This window comes from Rahnella selenatireducens (genome assembly GCF_046449555.1).
GTDB classification, from domain to species: domain Bacteria; phylum Pseudomonadota; class Gammaproteobacteria; order Enterobacterales; family Enterobacteriaceae; genus Rahnella; species Rahnella selenatireducens.
Genome location: NZ_JBKEZJ010000001.1, coordinates 504919 through 522554, shown reverse-complemented (window position 1 = coordinate 522554; position 17636 = coordinate 504919). Strand labels below are relative to the sequence as shown.

At 54.0% G+C, this 17636-nt stretch carries 17 protein-coding genes; 9 read left to right on the top strand and 8 right to left on the bottom strand.

Annotated elements, in window-relative coordinates:
- Nucleotide 1 precedes the first annotated feature (1 nt).
- The 6 genes from bamC to ypfH all read left to right on the top strand — a co-directional run bounded on the left by bamC (nt 2) and on the right by ypfH (nt 6331).
- Entirely contained in the window at nt 2–1081 is a 1080-nt protein-coding gene (gene bamC / locus ACLBVC_RS02555; protein WP_410147889.1) for an outer membrane protein assembly factor BamC, read from the top strand.
- A gap of 56 nt (nt 1082–1137) precedes the next feature.
- The gene (gene purC / locus ACLBVC_RS02550; RefSeq protein WP_410147888.1) at nt 1138–1851 is read left to right on the top strand and encodes a phosphoribosylaminoimidazolesuccinocarboxamide synthase; all 714 of its coding nucleotides are present in this window, start codon (nt 1138–1140) and stop codon (nt 1849–1851) included.
- A 225-nt stretch (nt 1852–2076) separates the two neighbouring features.
- Nucleotides 2077–2955, top strand: a complete 879-nt coding sequence (gene ypfJ / locus ACLBVC_RS02545; protein WP_195814254.1) for a KPN_02809 family neutral zinc metallopeptidase — start codon at nt 2077–2079, stop codon at nt 2953–2955.
- A 114-nt stretch (nt 2956–3069) separates the two neighbouring features.
- Nucleotides 3070–3522, top strand: coding sequence for a DUF441 domain-containing protein (locus tag ACLBVC_RS02540; RefSeq protein ID WP_101075569.1), 453 nt, complete (start codon nt 3070–3072; stop codon nt 3520–3522).
- 10 nt (nt 3523–3532) lie between these two features.
- Nucleotides 3533–5572: a tRNA(Met) cytidine acetyltransferase TmcA gene (locus ACLBVC_RS02535; RefSeq protein ID WP_410147886.1), complete on the top strand. Its 2040-nt coding sequence runs from the start codon at nt 3533–3535 to the stop codon at nt 5570–5572.
- A 108-nt stretch (nt 5573–5680) separates the two neighbouring features.
- Nucleotides 5681–6331, top strand: coding sequence for an esterase (gene ypfH, locus ACLBVC_RS02530; protein ID WP_410147885.1), 651 nt, complete (start codon nt 5681–5683; stop codon nt 6329–6331).
- A gap of 66 nt (nt 6332–6397) precedes the next feature.
- On the opposite strand, the gene ACLBVC_RS02525 is transcribed toward ypfH, so the two are convergent.
- The 6 genes from ACLBVC_RS02525 to ACLBVC_RS02500 all read right to left on the bottom strand — a co-directional run bounded on the left by ACLBVC_RS02525 (nt 6398) and on the right by ACLBVC_RS02500 (nt 11286).
- Nucleotides 6398–7498, bottom strand: a complete 1101-nt coding sequence (locus ACLBVC_RS02525) for a phosphoserine transaminase (protein WP_410147884.1) — start codon at nt 7496–7498, stop codon at nt 6398–6400.
- Between the two features lie 2 nt (nt 7499–7500).
- On the bottom strand, nt 7501–8772 hold the full coding sequence (locus ACLBVC_RS02520) for an ATP-grasp domain-containing protein (RefSeq protein WP_410147883.1): 1272 nt from the start codon (nt 8770–8772) through the stop codon (nt 7501–7503).
- A gap of 129 nt (nt 8773–8901) precedes the next feature.
- Nucleotides 8902–9087, bottom strand: a complete 186-nt coding sequence (locus ACLBVC_RS02515) for a YpfN family protein (RefSeq protein ID WP_152327950.1) — start codon at nt 9085–9087, stop codon at nt 8902–8904.
- Nucleotides 9088–9102: 15 nt separating this feature from the next.
- On the bottom strand, nt 9103–9777 hold the full coding sequence (locus ACLBVC_RS02510) for a M15 family metallopeptidase (RefSeq protein ID WP_410147882.1): 675 nt from the start codon (nt 9775–9777) through the stop codon (nt 9103–9105).
- On the bottom strand, nt 9774–10901 hold the full coding sequence (gene dapE / locus ACLBVC_RS02505; RefSeq protein WP_410147881.1) for a succinyl-diaminopimelate desuccinylase: 1128 nt from the start codon (nt 10899–10901) through the stop codon (nt 9774–9776). Before dapE ends, ACLBVC_RS02510 begins: the two co-directional genes overlap by 4 nt.
- A gap of 1 nt (nt 10902) precedes the next feature.
- Nucleotides 10903–11286 (bottom strand): ArsC family reductase, encoded by a 384-nt coding sequence (locus ACLBVC_RS02500; RefSeq protein ID WP_410147880.1) that lies wholly within the window; start codon nt 11284–11286, stop codon nt 10903–10905.
- Between the two features lie 199 nt (nt 11287–11485).
- On the opposite strand from ACLBVC_RS02500, the gene ypfM reads away from it, so the two are divergent.
- The gene (ypfM, locus tag ACLBVC_RS02495) at nt 11486–11545 is read left to right on the top strand and encodes a protein YpfM (RefSeq protein ID WP_152328030.1); all 60 of its coding nucleotides are present in this window, start codon (nt 11486–11488) and stop codon (nt 11543–11545) included.
- Nucleotides 11546–11719: 174 nt separating this feature from the next.
- Here ypfM and acrD read toward each other — a convergent pair whose 3' ends face one another.
- Nucleotides 11720–14875, bottom strand: a complete 3156-nt coding sequence (acrD, locus tag ACLBVC_RS02490; protein ID WP_410147879.1) for a multidrug efflux RND transporter permease AcrD — start codon at nt 14873–14875, stop codon at nt 11720–11722.
- A 315-nt stretch (nt 14876–15190) separates the two neighbouring features.
- Between acrD and ACLBVC_RS02485 the strand changes: the two genes are divergently transcribed.
- Nucleotides 15191–15481 carry a winged helix-turn-helix domain-containing protein gene (locus ACLBVC_RS02485; RefSeq protein ID WP_195814246.1) on the top strand — a complete coding sequence of 97 codons (291 nt, stop codon included), beginning with the start codon at nt 15191–15193 and terminating at the stop codon, nt 15479–15481.
- A 72-nt stretch (nt 15482–15553) separates the two neighbouring features.
- Nucleotides 15554–16144 (top strand): GDP-mannose pyrophosphatase NudK, encoded by a 591-nt coding sequence (gene nudK / locus ACLBVC_RS02480; protein ID WP_104922977.1) that lies wholly within the window; start codon nt 15554–15556, stop codon nt 16142–16144.
- A 67-nt stretch (nt 16145–16211) separates the two neighbouring features.
- Here the strand turns inward: nudK and ACLBVC_RS02475 are convergent, their stop codons facing one another.
- Nucleotides 16212–17387, bottom strand: coding sequence for a hypothetical protein (locus ACLBVC_RS02475; protein ID WP_410147878.1), 1176 nt, complete (start codon nt 17385–17387; stop codon nt 16212–16214).
- Nucleotides 17388–17636 lie beyond the last annotated feature (249 nt).

Here is a 17636-nt window from a genome sequence, read left to right as displayed (position 1 = left end):
GATGGCCTCTTTATTTGACAAGAATAGTTTCCAGATGACCCATTTGCAGAAGTCTGCCGTAGCAAAAGTGGTCGGGGTTTCCCTGATTATGTTGCTGGCCGCGTGTTCAAGTGATCAACGTTATAAGCGCCAGGTAAGCGGCGATGAATCCTATCTGGACGCCGCTGCGCTGCATGAGCTGAAGGCGCCAGCGGGCATGATTTTACCGGTTCAGAACGGTACGTATGAAATTCAGGCCGGTTCAATGCAGGGCGCTGTCGGTAAACAACTCGACATTCGTCCGCCGTCCCAGCCTCTGGCCTTACTTAACGGTTCTCAGACCCAGTTCTCTGGTGATAGCAGCACCGTGCTGCTGGAAAACACGCCGCAAAACCGCGACCTGTGGAACAGCGTAGTGAAAGCCGTTGAACAAAATAATTACAAAATTGCTAACCGTGATGATGCTAACCAGACTCTGACCACTGATTTCGTTAACTGGAATCGTGCAGATGAAGACTTCCAGTATCAGGGCCGTTATCAGATCAGCGTGAAACAGCAGAGCTACCAGTTAGCGCTGACCGTGAAAACGCTTGAGCTGAAACAGCAGGATAAAGCGGTCACAACAACAGCTGAAATCCAGCGTTATAACAGCCAGATGATGAACGCCATCACGGCGAATCTGGATAAAGTGCAGCAGGATACTCAGGCACGCCTCGACAACCGTCGTGTGGGTGAGATTGATGTCCAGAGTGGCGCGGATGATACCGGTTTACCGGTGCTGATTATTCGAGCGAGCTACGGTACCGTTTGGGATCGCCTGCCGAATGCCCTGGCGAAAGCCGGCATGAAAGTCACCGACAGCAGCCGTCCGCAGGGCACATTGTCCGTGACCTACAAACCGCTGAACGACGACGCGTGGCAGACACTGGGTGCGAAAGATCCGGGCCTCACTTCCGGTGATTACAAAATTCAGGTCGGCGATCTCGATAACCGCAGTAGCTTGCAGTTCCTTGATCCGAAAGGACATGCTCTCAGCCAGTCGCAGAACGACGCGATGGTGGCGGTCATGCAGGCCGCGTTTAGCCAGAGCAGCGCAAAATAATACCAAGGGGCTCCGGCCCCTTTTTACATCTGTTTTTTCCACTGGAGTAAGTAAAGATGCAAAAGTTAGCTGAGTTGTATCGCGGCAAGGCGAAAACCGTCTACACCACCGAAAACCCGAACCTTCTGGTACTGGAGTTCCGTAACGATACGTCAGCACTGGATGGTCAGCGTATTGAGCAGTTCGACCGTAAAGGGTTGGTTAACAACAAATTTAACCATTTCATCATGGCTAAGCTGGAAGAAGCGGGTATCCCAACGCAAATGGAACGCCTGCTGTCTGACACCGAAGTGCTGGTGAAAAAACTGGATATGGTCCCGGTTGAATGCGTTATCCGTAACCGTGCTGCTGGTTCGCTGGTAAAACGTCTGGGCATTGAAGAAGGTCTGGAACTGAACCCGCCGTTGTTCGATTTGTTCCTGAAAAATGATGCGATGCACGACCCGATGATCAATGAGTCTTACTGCAAGACTTTTGGCTGGGTAAACGAGGAAAACCTCGCGCGCATGAAAGAGCTGAGCTACAAAGCGAACGACGTTCTGAGCAAACTGTTTGACGATGCGGGTCTGATCCTGGTCGATTTCAAACTGGAGTTTGGTCTGTTCAACGGTGAAGTGGTGCTGGGTGATGAATTCTCCCCGGACGGCAGCCGCCTGTGGGATAAAGAGACCCTGAACAAGATGGATAAAGACCGTTACCGCCAGAGCCTCGGTGGCCTGATCGAAGCGTACGAAGAAGTTGCGCATCGCATCGGTGTAAAACTGGACTAAGCGAACGCTATTTTTTAGCGGGTCTGCGCAATCGTTTACGCGGTGCGGCCCGGTGTTCAACGGGTGATGAAAATCATCACCCGTTATTTTATTTACGTTTTATTTTCCCTTTTCCTCACTGTTTTATTTCATTTAAATATTCCTCGCCTAAAATTACGTCCCTTCGCAGATGGTATTAATCGTGTGCGCTGGCTAGTCTTTAAAAAAACAGTCTGGAGGTGGGGTATGCGTTGGCAAGGGCGTCGCGAAAGCGACAATGTAGAAGACAGACGCGGAGAAGGATCTAACGGCGGGCCGGGAATGGGCGGTGGCGGAATGCGCCTGCCTATTCGTGGCAAAAGCGGCATTGTGATTATTATTGTCGTGCTGGTGGCCGGTTATTACGGCATCGACCTGACGCCGCTGATCGACGGCGGTCAGTCCGGCGACATACAGCGTCAGACGCAATCGCAATCCATCAGCCCGAAAGATGACGAGCAGGCGAAATTCACGTCCGTGATCCTCGCGTCAACAGAAGATACCTGGAAAGAAATTTTTCAGAAAGAGGGGATGACTTACCGCGAGCCAAAACTGGTGATGTACCGCGGCTCAACCCGAACCGGGTGTGGCACCGGTCAGTCGGTCATGGGGCCGTTTTATTGCCCGGCGGACAGCACGGTTTACATCGATCTGTCTTTCTATCAGGATTTGCAGAATAAGCTCGGTGCGGGCGGCGATTTTGCGCAGGGTTATGTGGTTGCGCACGAAGTCGGTCACCATGTGCAAAACCTTCTGGGCACCGAGCGCAAAGTTCGTCAGATGCAGCAGGGCGCTTCGCAAACCGTGGTGAATCAGCTTTCCGTAAAAATGGAACTTCAGGCCGACTGTTACGCCGGTGTCTGGGGCCACGCGATGCAACAGCAAAACGTCCTGGAAGAAGGCGATTTAAAAGAAGCGCTGGATGCCGCGCAGGCGATCGGCGATGACCGTTTGCAACAGCAAAGTCAGGGGCGCGTCGTGCCAGACAGCTTTACGCACGGCACGTCTCAACAGCGCTACACCTGGTTTAAACGCGGGTTCGACACCGGTAATCCTGATCAGTGCAACACCTTCGCCAGCCGCTGATTAAGTGAGAATAAGCTCTGGTCTGCCAGTAAAAACTGTTCAATAATCAATGTCCGACTTTGAGAGGCTCACTGAACCTCTCTTTCATCTGCATGTTGAACCGCTGGGAACGCCATGGCTTTTCTCGATCCAACCCTTTTAATTCTGCTGGTTTTTGCCGGTCTCGGAATTATCAGTCACAACAGTGCCGTCACAATCGCAATGTTTTTTCTCCTGACGGTGCGCATTACACCGCTCAATAATTTCTTTCCGTGGATTGAAAAATACGGTCTCACCATCGGCATTATTATTTTAACCATCGGCGTGATGGCACCGATTGCCAGCGGCAAAATCAGCGCCAGTACCGTGGTTCACTCTTTCTTCCACTGGAAATCCATTCTGGCAATTCTGGTGGGTGTGCTGGTGTCATGGCTGGGCGGACGCGGTTTGACACTGATGGGCAGTCAGCCGCATCTGGTGGCGGGTCTGCTGGTCGGGACGGTGCTGGGCGTGGCGATGTTTAAAGGCGTTCCGGTCGGGCCGCTGATTGCGGCAGGTCTGCTGTCGATGCTGGTGGGAAAAACCTGAGCGATAACCCATGGATATTGCGCTAAAAAATACCCTGCAACAGCAGATGCTTGAACAAGGCGTTCGCCGGCTGCTGGTTTTCAGCGGCGATGCCGCATGGTGCGCGGCGCAGGCGGAGCAGTTCGCACAAGGACAACCGGGCGACTGGGTATGGGTCGGCGGGGATTCCCCGGCAGGCGCGCAGTCTGTGACTTTTTCTGCGGTACACACGTTGCTGGGGCAGGAAAAACAGCACGGTGTATTCGACGCACGAACCGGGCTGAATGCCGACGCACTGGCAGTATTTTCCGGCATTCTGAAAGCGGGAAGCTGGCTGATTTTACTGGTGCCGGAATGGGATGACTGGCCGCAGCGTCCTGATGCCGACAGTCTGCGCTGGAGCGAACGGCCGCAGGCGATCCCGGCTCCGCGTTTTATCCAACGTTTTCAAACTTTACTATGTAGCCATCCGGAAATTTCCGTGTGTCGTCAGAATGCGCCTCTAGCCATTCCACCATTATCGCCCGCCGTTGCATGGACGCCGCCCGACGGCCAGCCAACACCTCAACAGCATCTGATTTTACAACAGCTGATGAACGCGGACTCCGGCGTCTGGGTGCTGACGGCACCGCGTGGCCGCGGCAAATCAACGCTGGCCGGCATGCTTGCCAGCCGCTGGCCGGGCACCTGCCGGATAACTGCGCCGGGGAAAGCGTCTGCAAATCAAATCCTAAGTCATCTTCCGGAATCGGCCTGTTTTAGCGCACCGGATGCCTTGCTCGCGCTATGCAGCGCTGAGCCGGTGACGGACGCCGAATGGCTGATTATCGATGAAGCGGCGGCGATCCCCGCACCGATGCTCTCTGCGCTGATCGCGTCGTTTCCCCGTGTTTTACTTACCACCACGGTTCAGGGCTATGAAGGCACCGGCCGCGGTTTTCTGCTTAAATTCTGCGCCTCGCTGCCGCACTGGCATGATTTGCGTCTGACCGAACCGGTCCGCTGGTCCTCAGGCGATCTGCTGGAGCCGTTCATCAGCGAGTTATTGCTGTTTTCGGAAGAAATTCCTGCCGGAGATACCACGACAGGAACGTCCGAAATATTCTCCATTGATGCCAGCGACTGGCTGCGTGAACCTGCGCTTTTGCAGCAGTTTTACGGTTTACTGACCAGCGCGCATTACCGCACTTCGCCACTGGATTTGCGCCGCCTGCTCGATGCACCGGGCATGATTTTCAGTGCCGCCCGGCAGAAGAACACGCTGACCGGTGCGTTGTGGCTGGTGGAAGAGGGCGGGCTGAGTGCGGAACTTGCGCATGAAGTCTGGGCCGGAAGGCGGCGTCCGCGCGGGAATCTGGTCGCACAATCCCTTGCCGCGCACGCAGGTTTTCCGCAGGCGGCGGTTTTGCGTTCGCGCCGCATCAGCCGTATTGCTGTTCATCCGGCGTTCCGGCGTCAGGGAATTGCCCGCGAGTTGCTGATGCAGCAAAAACACAGCGCTCAGCAACAGGGGCTGGATTTTATGTCGGTCAGTTTCGGGTATACCGATGAGCTCGCCGCGTTGTGGCAGCAGGCCGGTTTTCGTCTGGTGCGCGTGAGTACGCAGAAAGAGGCCAGCAGCGGATGTTACGCCGCGATGGCGCTGTTACCGTTAAGCCCTGCCGGAAAGGCGCTGACGGATGCCGCAGAGTTGCAGATCAACCGCGACTGGCGCTGGCTGGCACCGCAGATTGACAGCCAGCTGCCGCTGCCGTTAACGGGCGATTTATTATTAGATGAAGCTGACTGGCGCGAACTGGCCGGATTCGCGTTTGCGCACCGGCCGCTGGAAAGCAGCTTACCGGCGCTGAACCGCCTCTTACTGCAACTTTCCCTGCCGCTGGTCGGCCTGCGCGCTTACCTGCAACAGGGGAAAAGTGTCGCCGACATTGTGCAGATGCTGCGACTGAATGGCCGGAAAGACCTGCTGGTTCACTGGCGTCATGAAACGGCACTGGCGCTGAAAGCCACGGACGCGGCGGCGTGTGAGATTTGGCATCAGCGGGTGATTTCCCCATACGCTGGCGATTAAACCCACGGTTTCATTGCAAAAAATGGAAAGACTCATTCAATAAAACCCGATTTCACTGACCGGCGGGCGGCGTATAGTAAGGCCATTAGCCTACAACGGGAGAAATTCATGAGCTCAGAACAGATTATTGTGCAGCAACCGGAAGAAAGAGCTAACCAGCTGATTTTACTGTTTCATGGCGTGGGCGATAACCCGATTTCCATGGGCGAGATCGGCAAGTTTTTTGCGCTTTCTTTTCCACAGGCGCAGGTTATCAGCGTCGGCAGCCCGGACATCTGTGATTTTGGCCGTGGTTTCCAGTGGTTCTCAGTGCAGGGCGTGACTGAGCAAAACCGTCAGCCGCGTGTCGATGCGGCGATGCCCGCATTCGTCGAAATTGTTCGCGACTGGCAGCAGAAAACCGGCGTGCCGCCGGAACATACCACGCTGATTGGTTTCTCTCAGGGGACCATCATGGCGCTGGAATCCACCAAAGTGGAAGAACATCTGGCTTCGCGCATTGTGGCTTTCAGCGGACGTTTCTCCGTTCTGCCGGAAAAACCGATTTCTGCCGGTACGGTGGTGCATTTTATTCACGGTGAACAGGATCCGGTGATTAATCCGTTCCAGTCAAAAAGTGCCACTGAGCGCCTCAAATCATTAGGCTGCGATTGCACCCTGAACATTCAGCCGGGCATGGGCCACGGGCTGGATTCACACATGATCAATACTGCGATTGCGCATTTGAAAAACTACGAACCGAAGTCTCATCAGCACTGATTTTTAGCCGTAAAAAAGCCCCCGCCTGTTGATCAGCCGGGGGTTTTTTATTGATGACAAAGAGATTTATTTGCGGTTATGGCGCAGGAAGTCATCCATAAAGTTGGTCAGTTTTTCTGCCGCTGGCAGTGAAAGGGCGTTATAGATTGAGGCGCGGATACCGCCAATGGCGCGGTGGCCCGCCAGACCTGAGAAACCGGCTTCATGGCTTTCTGCCAGGAACTTTTGCTCAAGCGTTTCATCCGGCAATTTAAACGCCACGTTCATCTGTGAACGGTCTTCCTTACTGCTCCAGCCTTTGTAGAAACCGTCGCTGTTATCAAGCATCGCATACAGCAATTCGGCTTTATGGCGGTTGGTTTGGGCCATGTTCTCCAGACCTCCAACGTCGTTAAGTAGCCATCGGGTGACCAGCAGAACCACGTAAATCGCAAAGACCGGCGGCGTATTCAGATTGGAATGGGATTCAACCTGACGGCGGTAGTTGAGGAAGGTCGGTAGTTCGTCGGAAGACGCTTTCACTACGGTGTCATGAACCAGCACGATAGTCACACCAGCCGGGCCGATGTTTTTCTGGGCGTGAGCGTAAATCACCGAGAATTTATTGGCATCGCACGGCTTAGACAGGAAATCAGAGGACATATCGCAGACGCGCGGCACGTCGTCGCGGCCCACAACGCGCTGGAATTGCAGCCCTTCCACGGTTTCGTTCGAAACGTAATGCAGATATGGTGCGTCCGGTGAAAAGTCCAGTTCGTCATCAGTTGGCAGACGGTTAAAACCACAGGACTCACCGCTCCACAGCACTTTTACCGGGCCTTCGCGACGCGCTTCGGTCACCACCTTGCTGCTCCAGTAACCGGTATCCAGATATTCAGCCGCATGTTTCTGGCCGCGAAGTAACGTCATCGGCACCATGGAAAACTGCTGCGTCGCACCGCCTTGCAGAAACAGAATATGGAAATCCTTGGACAAGCCGAGCAGGGTACGAATGTTATTTTCCGTTTCTTCGACGACGGCAGCGAACCAGTCTGAGCGGTGGCTGATCCCGAGGATCGACAGACCAACCTCCGGCACTTCTTTGATGGCGGCCTCGACCTGCGCCAGAACCGTTTCCGGCAATGCGCCGGGACCACCAGAGAAATTCAGGGCGTTACGTGAAATCATGTTTATTCTTGTCCTGTTAGTGCATCAGCGGAAGTGTCGGCGTGCGCAAAGGCACGGGATAACAGCAACTCGCGGCATGCTGTTTTAACTTTATTCATATGGATTTGTTTGTGCGGGAACATGACTTCCAGATCCATGGCGTGAACCACCATTGCCGGGTCAATTTCAAAGACCAGCAACGAGCCGTCGGGCGCTTCGCTGCAATCAATCCCGACATAATCGAGTTGGGTTGTGTCATAAATGGCCTTCAGCGCGGCCTGGTGGCGCGCGGCGAATTCGTGGAAATTCGTCAGGAAAGCCGCTTCTTCTTCACGTTTTTTGTGATCTTCATACATCGCCGCATTGACGTAATGCACCATCCAGTGCGACGAAATGGCCATATGACAGGCGTAAGGTTTACCGTCGATCAGCGATATACGATATTTACGAAACTGGCCGTCCGCGTTGCTGTAATCAATGAATTTCGACAGGAAATAATCTTCAACGCCAACGCGCGCAAGGTAACCCGCCAGTTCGTCCTGCCGGGTGATTTTCTCCAGACCGTGGCCACCGTGCGAACCCGCCGGGCGCAGGATCACCGGGAAATCACTGTCCGGTAATGCATCGCTCAGCGCCATTTGCCCGCTGGCGACCACAGTAAGCAGCGCGTGCGTCACCGGATACGCCTGCGCAATGATGAGCCCCGGTTTGTTTTGTAAAACGCGGCTGGCGATGTGGCGTTCTGAATTCGGAATCCACTCGGGAGCGTTGATCACCGGCACCGGCCACTGGCGGGTTACGGTTTCCAGTTGTTGCAACAGGAACAGATTTTCGGTGGTCGCGCTGATGCCAATCATCAGCAAATCATGTTCAGGAATGGGCGCTTCAAACGGCGCTTCCGGTGTGATGTAGTAATAAATCAGGTCGATGTCGCTGTTTTCCAGCAGACAGTCGAGGGGCAGGTTGGCAGACAGCGTGCCGGGCACCATCAGCATCAGTAAACGCAGTTTTGCCGGTTTTTGCGCCGCGCTGAGGGTATAGACCTGCTGCATCGCCAGCGCCTGATTCTGGATAGTCAGACCCAGATCGGTGCGTTGCAGGCACAGCATCACCGTGGAAAGGTTCATCCACAAAATGGCATCATCAGGATTTTGCTGCGCACGCGTGACCAGTTCCTGCGCGATCGCGGTGCACTCGTCACCGGCTATGCTCATGCGTAAAAATGGAGCAAGCCCCAGAAATTGCGTGGCGTCGAACGTCGCCTTCTCTGGTGTCGGGGTTGTTAAAGTTGGCAAAGGACTCGTCTCTCCGTACGTCAGTTTCACATCACATGATACTGGCCGGGGAGAGAGTCAATCGGCGGAGAATCGCTACATAATCCGCCGACTAATATTGATTAGGTTTTTTTGCAGTGCTGACCGGTGTTACTTTTTCTTCGGCCAGTCATCGTCTTTATCCCACTCGGCATTGTTGTCGCGATGCGGTGGAAGTTCAGGTTTATCTTTCAGGTATTTCTTTACGTCCACACGACGTAACTCTTTCATGCCGCTGATAAACATGCCGATCAGAATGATCAGAACGATCCACCAGTAATCTTTAATCCACTCCATGGCGTGCTCCTTAATTTATGTAGGGTTTAGGGCGATAAAACGCGGAAAAATTGTCGCTATCTCACTGATGACCCAGTCAGAACCGGCGATATCCTGGCCCTGCCATGCGCTGATCAGCACCTCTTGCGTCAGCTGTGATTCGCACTGCTGTGCCAGAGGGCGATAACTCAGGTGCCAGGGTTCAACGGCAACGCCGCCACGATCCTGCGCATAAGGCCGGTAAAAGCCAAACGCTTCCATGTGCGCCGACATCCAGAGGTTCAGCGGATGAAAATAGCCGTTTTCCTCGAATTCCCACGGTTCCAGTTGCAGCGTCCTGCCTTCCGGAAGCAACGACGGATCGTAAACATCCAGATCGCTGCCCCAGTGATGGCGGCTTGCGCCCGGCAGTGCAGACCAGCGCAGGATCAGTTCACAACGTTCAGCGGCAGACAACGTGCTGGTGTCCACCGGCTGGCTGTTCTTATCTAATACTGGTCGCTCGCCGCGAAATTTGCCATTCCAGATGGCCTGCTGGCGACTGAAATCACGAAAAGTACTGGCGGGCTGCAAATTAAACCCGGCCTGCGCCGCTGCTTTTTGCATTTCTGCAAAGGCACCGGCGGCAGTTTTTTGTAACCGGTGCGGGCCTTCGCCCAATGTGACCAGGTGCGCGTCTGAGCGGCCGGTCAGCATTTCGTGGCTGATCATGCGACTAACTGTTCCATGATGCGCTGATACATACGGCTGAGAACCTGCAAATCGGCGGCATGTACGCATTCGTTGATTTTGTGGATGGTGGCATTCACCGGCCCCAGTTCAACCACCTGAGCACCCATCAGCGCGATGAAACGCCCGTCGGAGGTTCCGCCGGTGGTTTGCAGTTCTGGCGTGATTTCGCTGTAGTGGCGAACGGCATTCACGACGGCGTCAACCAGTTCACCGCGGGACGTCAGGAACGGCTGGCCGGACACCACCCAGTTCAGGGTGTACTGAAGATTGTGGCGATCCAGCAGTTCAGCGACGCGCTGCTTAATGATGGTATCGGTCAGTTCCGTGCTGAAACGGAAGTTAAACTGCACATACAGCTCGCCGGGGATCACGTTATTGCTGCCGGTACCGGCATTGATATTGGCGATTTGCATGCTGGTCGGCGGGAAGAACTCGTTGCCGTTATCCCAGACCGTAGCGACCAGTTCGTTGAGGGCAGGCATTGCGCGGTGCACCGGATTATCAGCCAGATGCGGATAGGCAACGTGCCCCTGAACGCCATGAACGTGCAGGTTAGCGGTCATTGAGCCGCGACGGCCATTTTTCACAATATCGCCCACGCGCGTGGTGCTGGACGGCTCGCCGACCAGACAAAAATCCAGGCGCTCTTTGCGTTCCATCAGGGCGTTAACCACTTTGACGGTGCCGTTCACGGCGCTGGCTTCTTCATCGGAAGTAATCAGAAACGCCAGACGGCCTTTGTGATTCGGGTTTGCTGCCACAAAGCGTTCAGCCGCGACCACCATCGCCGCCAGCGAACCTTTCATGTCGGCAGCACCGCGGCCATACAGCATGCCATCGCGCAGGGTCGGCTCGAACGGGCCGGTCACCCACAGATTGTGATCGCCGGTCGGTACAACGTCAGTGTGCCCGGCAAATGCCAGGGTTTTGCCTTCACCGCGCGTCGCCCAAAAATTGAGGGTATCGCCAAAATTCATCGGCTCAACGTGAAAACCAATGGCCTGCAGGCGGGCAATCATAATTTCCTGGCAGCCTGCATCGTCCGGGCTGAGGGAAGGGCGGCGGATTAACTGCTGGGCTAAATCGAGAACCGGACAACTCATGTTACTTCACCTGTGCGAGAAATTGCTGATAGCTTTCTGGTTTGAATCCCAGCAGAGACTGACCATCTGGCGCCAGTAAGAAAGGGCGTTTGATCACTGCCGGATGTTCAAGCATCACGGCTTTGGCGCTGGCTTCGTTATCACAGGCCGTGCGCGTGGCGTCATCCAGCTTGCGCCAGGTGGTGCCGCGCGTGTTGAGCATCGCTTCCCAACCCTGTTTGCTGATGAGGTTTTGCAGCAGCGCGTCGTCCAGACCTTCAACCCGATAATCGTGGAACTGGCATTCAACGCCATTTTCTTCCAGCCAGCGGCGGGCTTTTTTGACGGTATCGCAATTTTTAATGCCGTAAAGAATAAAAGTGGTTTGAGCAGACGTCGTTGCCATAAAAAAACATAACCTGTGAGTAATAAAGGAACTTTTGACCAGCGCAATAAGCGGGACACGAATAATTCACATAATGAGGCAAAACGCGGGCAGGATCCAGACGGGGCGGGATTGTGATCGCGATTAAACAATCGCGAATGAATTTTTGTGTGTACAAAAAATAGACGTATAATGATCCCGTCCAATCAAGGGGAGAAAAATGTTAGAGCAAGAATTAGGTAACTGGAAAGACTTTATCGACCGTATGTTGAAAGCGTAATTGCCCACAGTACCAGCGACAAAGCAAAGAGAAGATTTATTCACCGTGTCAGCGCGTCATAATAAAAACGTTTGTTCAGGAAGACCATTACGTCCATTAAGCGACGATTTACACCAGCCAATAAATCATTAATAAAAAAGGCGTTAATTCACATTAACGCCTTTTTTGTGCCTGTTATTTGTGTTCGTGCGGCGCGGTGGCGACGATATCCGAGATGACTGGTTCACCGGTGTTCCCCGGGAAGCGGCGGCGGACCAGCACAAAGAACAACGGAACGAAGAAGACTGCCAGAACGGTGGCAGAAATCATCCCGCCGATAACCCCGGTGCCGACTGCATGCTGGCTCGCAGAACCCGCGCCGGTGCTGGTCGCCATCGGCAAGACCCCGAAGATAAACGCCAGCGACGTCATCAGAATAGGGCGCAGACGCATTCTTGAGGCTTCGAGCGTGGCTTCCACCAGCGCTTTGCCTTTGTGGTTAAGGTCATTGGCAAATTCGACGATCAGAATGGCGTTTTTGGCCGATAAACCGATGATAGTTAACATCCCGACCTGGAAGTAAACGTCATTTTCCAGCCCGCGCAGCCACGTTGCAATCACCGCACCGATCACGCCTAATGGCACCACCAGCATGACCGAGAACGGAATCGACCAGCTTTCATAAAGCGCCGCCAGACACAGGAATACGACCAGCAGGGAGATGGCGTACAGCGCCGGAGCCTGCGCACCGGAAAGGCGTTCCTGATAAGAGAGCCCGGTCCATTCAAGGCCGAATCCGGCAGGCAGTTTCGCCACCAGTTTCTCCATCTCGTCCATCGCCGTACCGCTGCTGACGCCCGTTGCAGCTTCACCGACAATTTCTACCGCAGAATAGCCGTTGTAGCGTTCCAGACGTGGCGAACCGGTCTGCCAGTGCGACGTGGTGAATGCGGAGAACGGCACCATCGTTCCGCTGGAATTGCGTACGTACCATTTATTCACGTCGTCCGGCAGCATACGGAACGGTGCGGCGGCCTGAACATAAACTTTCTTCACACGTCCGCGATCAACGAAGTCATTCACGTACGTGGAACCCCATGCGGTACTCAGCGTGCTGTTGATATCCGCAACGGAAACCCCCAGCGCCTGCGCTTTTACCTGATCGATGTCGATCTGCAACTGCGGGCTGTCGTCCAGACCGTTATGACGAACGCGGCTCAGCGAGCTGTCTTTGCTGGTCATTTCCAGAAGCTGATCGCGCGCGGCCATCAGTGCGTCATGGCCATTCCCGGCGTGATCCTGTAATTCCATATCGAAACCGGCAGACGTCCCCAGCCCGTTGATGGCCGGTGGTCCGCTGGCGATCACACGTGCCTCGCGGATGTGCCGGAATTCTTTGGTTGCGCGGTCAATAATGTCGAAGACAGAGTTATGGCCGGAGGTGCGTTTGTCCCAGTCCGTCAGGCTGATAAACAGACGGGCGACGTTCTGACCGTTACCGCCCGGGCCTGCACCCAGCGTGGAGAACACGGAAACCACATCATTCTTCTCTTCCGTCAGGAAGTAGTGCTCGATTTTCTCGACCACTTTTTGCGTCTGTTGCAGCGTTGAACCCGGCGGCAGCTGAACCTGAACGGTCAGTACGCCCTGATCTTCCTGCGGCAGGAATGACGTCGGCAGTTTCACAAACAGGAACGCCAGAATGCCGAGGATCAACAAATAACCCAGCATATAACGCACGCTGTGACGGAGAATGCTGCCAACGCCGCGTTCATAACGGTGAGCATTCTTATCGAATGTGCGGTTAAACCAGCCGAAGAAGCCGGTTTTGCCGTGATGATGGTCCTTTGCAATCGGCTTGAGAATGGTCGAACACAGCGCCGGTGTGAGAGTCAGCGCGACAAAAACGGAGAGCACCATCGCGGCGACAATCGTGATGGAGAACTGACGGTAGATCGCACCGGTTGTGCCACCGAAAAATGCCATCGGGATAAATACGGCCGACAGCACCAGGGTGATACCCACCAGCGCACTCTGAATTTGCCCCATCGATTTTCGCGTTGCGTCTCTGGGGCTTAACCCTTCCTCGCTCATCACGCGCTCGACGTTTTCCACCACCACGATGGCGTCATCGACCAGCAGCCCGATGGCGAGCACCATCGCGAACATCGTCAGGGTGTTGATGGTATAACCGAACTGATGCAGCACCACGAACGTCCCCAGCAAAACCACCGGGACAGCAATGGTCGGGATCAGCGTGGCGCGGATATTTTGCAGGAACAGATACATCACGAGGAACACCAGCACGATCGCTTCGAACAGCGTTTTCACCACGTCGGTGATCGCCGCTTTGACGAATGGCGTAGTTTCATAGGCGATGCGGGTTTCGAGCCCGTGCGGGAAGTATTTTTCCAGTTCCGTCAGACGTGCGCGAACCAGTTTGTCGGTTTGCAGTTCATTGGCGCCGGACGCCAGTTGCACGCCCATACCGGATGCGGCCTGGCCGTTATAGCGGCTGAGAATACTGTAGTCTTCGGCACCCAGACCGACGGTTGAGACATCGCCGAGTTTGACCTGCGAACCGTCCTGATTCACTTTCAGGGTGATATCGCGAAACTGTTGCGGTGTTTGCAGTTGCGACTGCGCGTTAACCGTTGCGTTGAGCGCCTGCAAATCAACCGCCGGCGCGCCGCCGAGCTGCCCGACGGCCACCTGACTGTTCTGGTTTTCAATCGCCGTCACCACATCGCTGGTGGTCATCTGGTAGTTAGTCAGCTTGTTCGGATCGAGCCAGATACGCATCGCATATTGCGTGCCGTAAGCGGTAATACTGCCGACGCCGTCAATACGGCTTAACGGATCCTGAATATTAGAGGCTACATAGTCGGCGATATCCTGCTTATCCATGCTGCCGTCGGTGGACACGAATGCGACGGTCATCAGGTTAGTATCACCGGTTTTTGAGACGGTGACCCCCTGTGTTTGCACCGCCTGCGGCAATCGTTTCATCGCCTGTTGCAGTTGGTTTTGTACCTGCTGTAAAGCTTCATTCGGGTCGGTTCCGGCCACAAAACTCAGGGTAATCTGTGACTTGCCGTTGCTGCTGCTCTGAGAAGACATGTACATCAGGTTGTCTAACCCGGTCATGTTCTGCTCGATGATTTGTGTCACCGTGTTTTCTAACGTCTGAGCTGATGCGCCCGGATAAGTGGCGGTAATACGCACATTTGGCGGCGCCAGATCGGGGTACTGTTCAACGGGCAAAGAATAAATAGCCAGTGCGCCGGACAAGGAAATGATGATCGCTAAAACCCATGCAAAGATCGGGCGATCGATAAAAAAGTTAGCCATGCGTCAAGAACCTCGTTGTCACTCTGGCGTGAGTGACTAACATCAGCAAACAAACAGAGCGTCAGTAATCTGACAAAAAAATCCCCTGAAAAGGTTTTCTCAGAGGCAGTACCGTCCGGAAAGGACTGAGCGAGTGTTAGAGTGTCGTTCTACGTCAATGCACTTTACCTTCTCATTCCCGATAAAACGTGGAGAAATAAAGGAGATAATGTAAAAAAGCCTCCCCGCACACAGGGTTATGTCTCACACGTATTCGCTTAAACAGTCTACGCTTTGGCTATCTTCTTTTTATGACAATACGCAGGGGTCGTCCAGATGAGTTTGACTTTGAATTCGGTGTTTGCGCGCCGTCTCTATCTTTGCTGGTTGCTCGATAATGAACAGAAACCGAATGTGCCTAAACTGATGGAGATTACCGGCTGGCCGCGCCGCACTTTGCAGGACGTGCTGAAAGCGTTACCGGGTATGGGTATCGAACTGGAGTTTGTGCAGCAGGGCGTTCGCAATAACGACGGCTACTATCAGATTTCCGGCTGGGGACCGCTGGATCCTCAATGGATTGCCCGACATCGCGGGCAACTTCTCGACGCAATTGAGCACGGCTGACGCTGGCAGAGGCGTACTATTGCGGCTATGATATCGGGCTTCTCTCACCACTTCTGAGCGGAGGCACGCTAAATGTCATCTCATGGCAGGTCATCTCAAATTGAAAACGTCCAGACCGAGTTACTCTCTGATAACTGGTATGTTCTTCGAAAATTCACCTACGACTTAATCAAACGCAACGGTGAACGTCAGCCGCAATCCCGTGAAGTGTATGACCGGGGAAATGGCGCGACCATACTGCTTTATAACCGGCCAAAGAAAACCGTTCTGCTGATCAATCAGTTCCGTATGCCGACGTATGTCAACGGCAACCCGACCGGCATGTTGCTGGAAACCTGTGCAGGTTTGCTGGACGACGATTCTCCGGAAGACTGCATCCGTAAAGAAGCGATTGAAGAAACCGGTTTTGCCGTCGGGCACGTCGAGAAACTTTTCGAATGCTACATGTCGCCGGGCAGTGTGACGGAAATCGTTCACTTTTTTGCCGCGGAATATGATGAATCGCAGCGGGCGAATGCCGGCGGCGGCGTGGAAGATGAAGATATTGACGTGCTGGAAGTGCCGTTCACCGAAGCGCTGGCGATGATCAAAGATGGCCGCATCAAAGACGGTAAAACGATTATGTTGCTGCAATACGCGCAGTTGCAAGGCTGGCTGGCGTAAAAGTTTTAATCCCGAAAAGTCACTGTTATCTTAAAAGTCAAAGGCACCCGCAGGTGCCTTTGTTGTTTTAATGTTCCAGAGTGATGGCGGTGCTGCCTGCGTGGCCTTTCAATGCTGACCATGGCAAAACTGACCACTCAGGGCTTTCGCACGAACGTTGTACGCGGGCGAACGTCGGATCAAAATACAGGCCCTTCGGTGTGAAATACCACGCAGGGAACTGCCAGACGGATGGATCCGAATAATCGCAGTCATCATCACTATCATCGTTCGGCTTCTTCATCTGTTCCGGATGCGCCGCAGTAAGCTGTTTTACCAGCCACGGTGCCCATTTTTTATCGCGGTACGCGGCGAAGGTATCGAAATCCACGTCATTTTTGCCCGGTGATGCGCGATCTTCCGCATTGAGATAATGGAACGGCGCGCCGTCACCGACCCACACGATATCTTCCAGCGTCAGTGTATCCGCCGTTTGGGCGTTCATATTGACCGGCGCTTCGCCGAAATCAGGATGCGCACCGCCGCAATCATAGGACGTGAACAGACTGACGCTGACGACTTCCGGGCTCATGAATTCCGGCGTAACCGTCTGCCGATATTCGCCCTGACCAAACCGGCTGGCGCCGAGCATACACGCATGCCATCCGCTGACTTCCTGCCATAAACGGGTGCGCAGTTTCTGGTTCATCGCCTGCAAACTGGCGTCCGGATAACCGGACACAATCTCGAAAAGCGTGATTTTCGACTGAGGCTCAACCCACCATTGCAGCTGATAACCCATGAAGTTCTCGCTTTTACCGGCCTTCAGCTGCAATTCCGATAACCGCAAATACTCGTAAGGATCGGTATGAATCAGCGAACCGAGGTAGCTGTCGTCGGCAGCCGTCGCCGGAAGTTGCGCAGGTTTTAGCGTCACCGGCAGCGTTTTGCCCTGCGGGTTGGTCCAGTTGCCTTGCCAGGCACCATTTTCATCTTTTGTTAGAGTAAATTCAGGACGTGGCGTATCGTCAAAATCGTCCAGCCCTTCCTGAAGTTTGAGTTCCTGCCCGTCCAGCGTGCCGTTGAGCGGCAAATCCAGATGGTACTTCTGATAAAAGTAACGGCCCGTCACTTCGTCAGGTTTATTCATGTCCAGCTCAACCACTATGCTGGTTTTTCCCAGTGTGCCGGTATACACCACCGGCGGCTCTTCCGCCCACGCGGACAGAGAGAACAACGTTATAAGCCAAATCCATAACTTCATCTGAATCTCCCGGAGAAATGAACATCATCCTTTCGCCATTTTTTTACGTTATTGGCGGAGTCAGTGTACTGAAAGTTTCGTTACGTCACCATTACGTGATTTCGTAAGTGGTGAAAAATAAATGCCTGCAAAAAAATAAATCCGGCAAAGTATCTCTTTCTTATTTCGAATAAAAAATGCTGCATTGTTGGCAGAGTCTTGGCGGCGGTTACGCTATTATCAAAAAAGATAATTTCGAACAGAGCAGAA

Excerpts from the sequence above, each read along its gene's own strand:
- bamC (WP_410147889.1), top strand. The coding sequence starts at position 2 with ATGGCCTCTTTATTTGACAAGAATAGTTTCCAGATGACCCATTTGCAG.
- purC (WP_410147888.1), top strand. The coding sequence starts at position 1,138 with ATGCAAAAGTTAGCTGAGTTGTATCGCGGCAAGGCGAAAACCGTCTAC.
- ypfJ (WP_195814254.1), top strand. The coding sequence starts at position 2,077 with ATGCGTTGGCAAGGGCGTCGCGAAAGCGACAATGTAGAAGACAGACGC.
- ACLBVC_RS02540 (WP_101075569.1), top strand. The coding sequence starts at position 3,070 with ATGGCTTTTCTCGATCCAACCCTTTTAATTCTGCTGGTTTTTGCCGGT.
- ACLBVC_RS02535 (WP_410147886.1), top strand. The coding sequence starts at position 3,533 with ATGGATATTGCGCTAAAAAATACCCTGCAACAGCAGATGCTTGAACAA.
- ypfH (WP_410147885.1), top strand. The coding sequence starts at position 5,681 with ATGAGCTCAGAACAGATTATTGTGCAGCAACCGGAAGAAAGAGCTAAC.
- ACLBVC_RS02525 (WP_410147884.1), bottom strand. The coding sequence starts at position 7,498 with ATGATTTCACGTAACGCCCTGAATTTCTCTGGTGGTCCCGGCGCATTG.
- ACLBVC_RS02515 (WP_152327950.1), bottom strand. The coding sequence starts at position 9,087 with ATGGAGTGGATTAAAGATTACTGGTGGATCGTTCTGATCATTCTGATC.
- ACLBVC_RS02510 (WP_410147882.1), bottom strand. The coding sequence starts at position 9,777 with ATGATCAGCCACGAAATGCTGACCGGCCGCTCAGACGCGCACCTGGTC.
- dapE (WP_410147881.1), bottom strand. The coding sequence starts at position 10,901 with ATGAGTTGTCCGGTTCTCGATTTAGCCCAGCAGTTAATCCGCCGCCCT.
- ACLBVC_RS02500 (WP_410147880.1), bottom strand. The coding sequence starts at position 11,286 with ATGGCAACGACGTCTGCTCAAACCACTTTTATTCTTTACGGCATTAAA.
- acrD (WP_410147879.1), bottom strand. The coding sequence starts at position 14,875 with ATGGCTAACTTTTTTATCGATCGCCCGATCTTTGCATGGGTTTTAGCG.
- ACLBVC_RS02485 (WP_195814246.1), top strand. The coding sequence starts at position 15,191 with ATGAGTTTGACTTTGAATTCGGTGTTTGCGCGCCGTCTCTATCTTTGC.
- nudK (WP_104922977.1), top strand. The coding sequence starts at position 15,554 with ATGTCATCTCATGGCAGGTCATCTCAAATTGAAAACGTCCAGACCGAG.
- ACLBVC_RS02475 (WP_410147878.1), bottom strand. The coding sequence starts at position 17,387 with ATGAAGTTATGGATTTGGCTTATAACGTTGTTCTCTCTGTCCGCGTGG.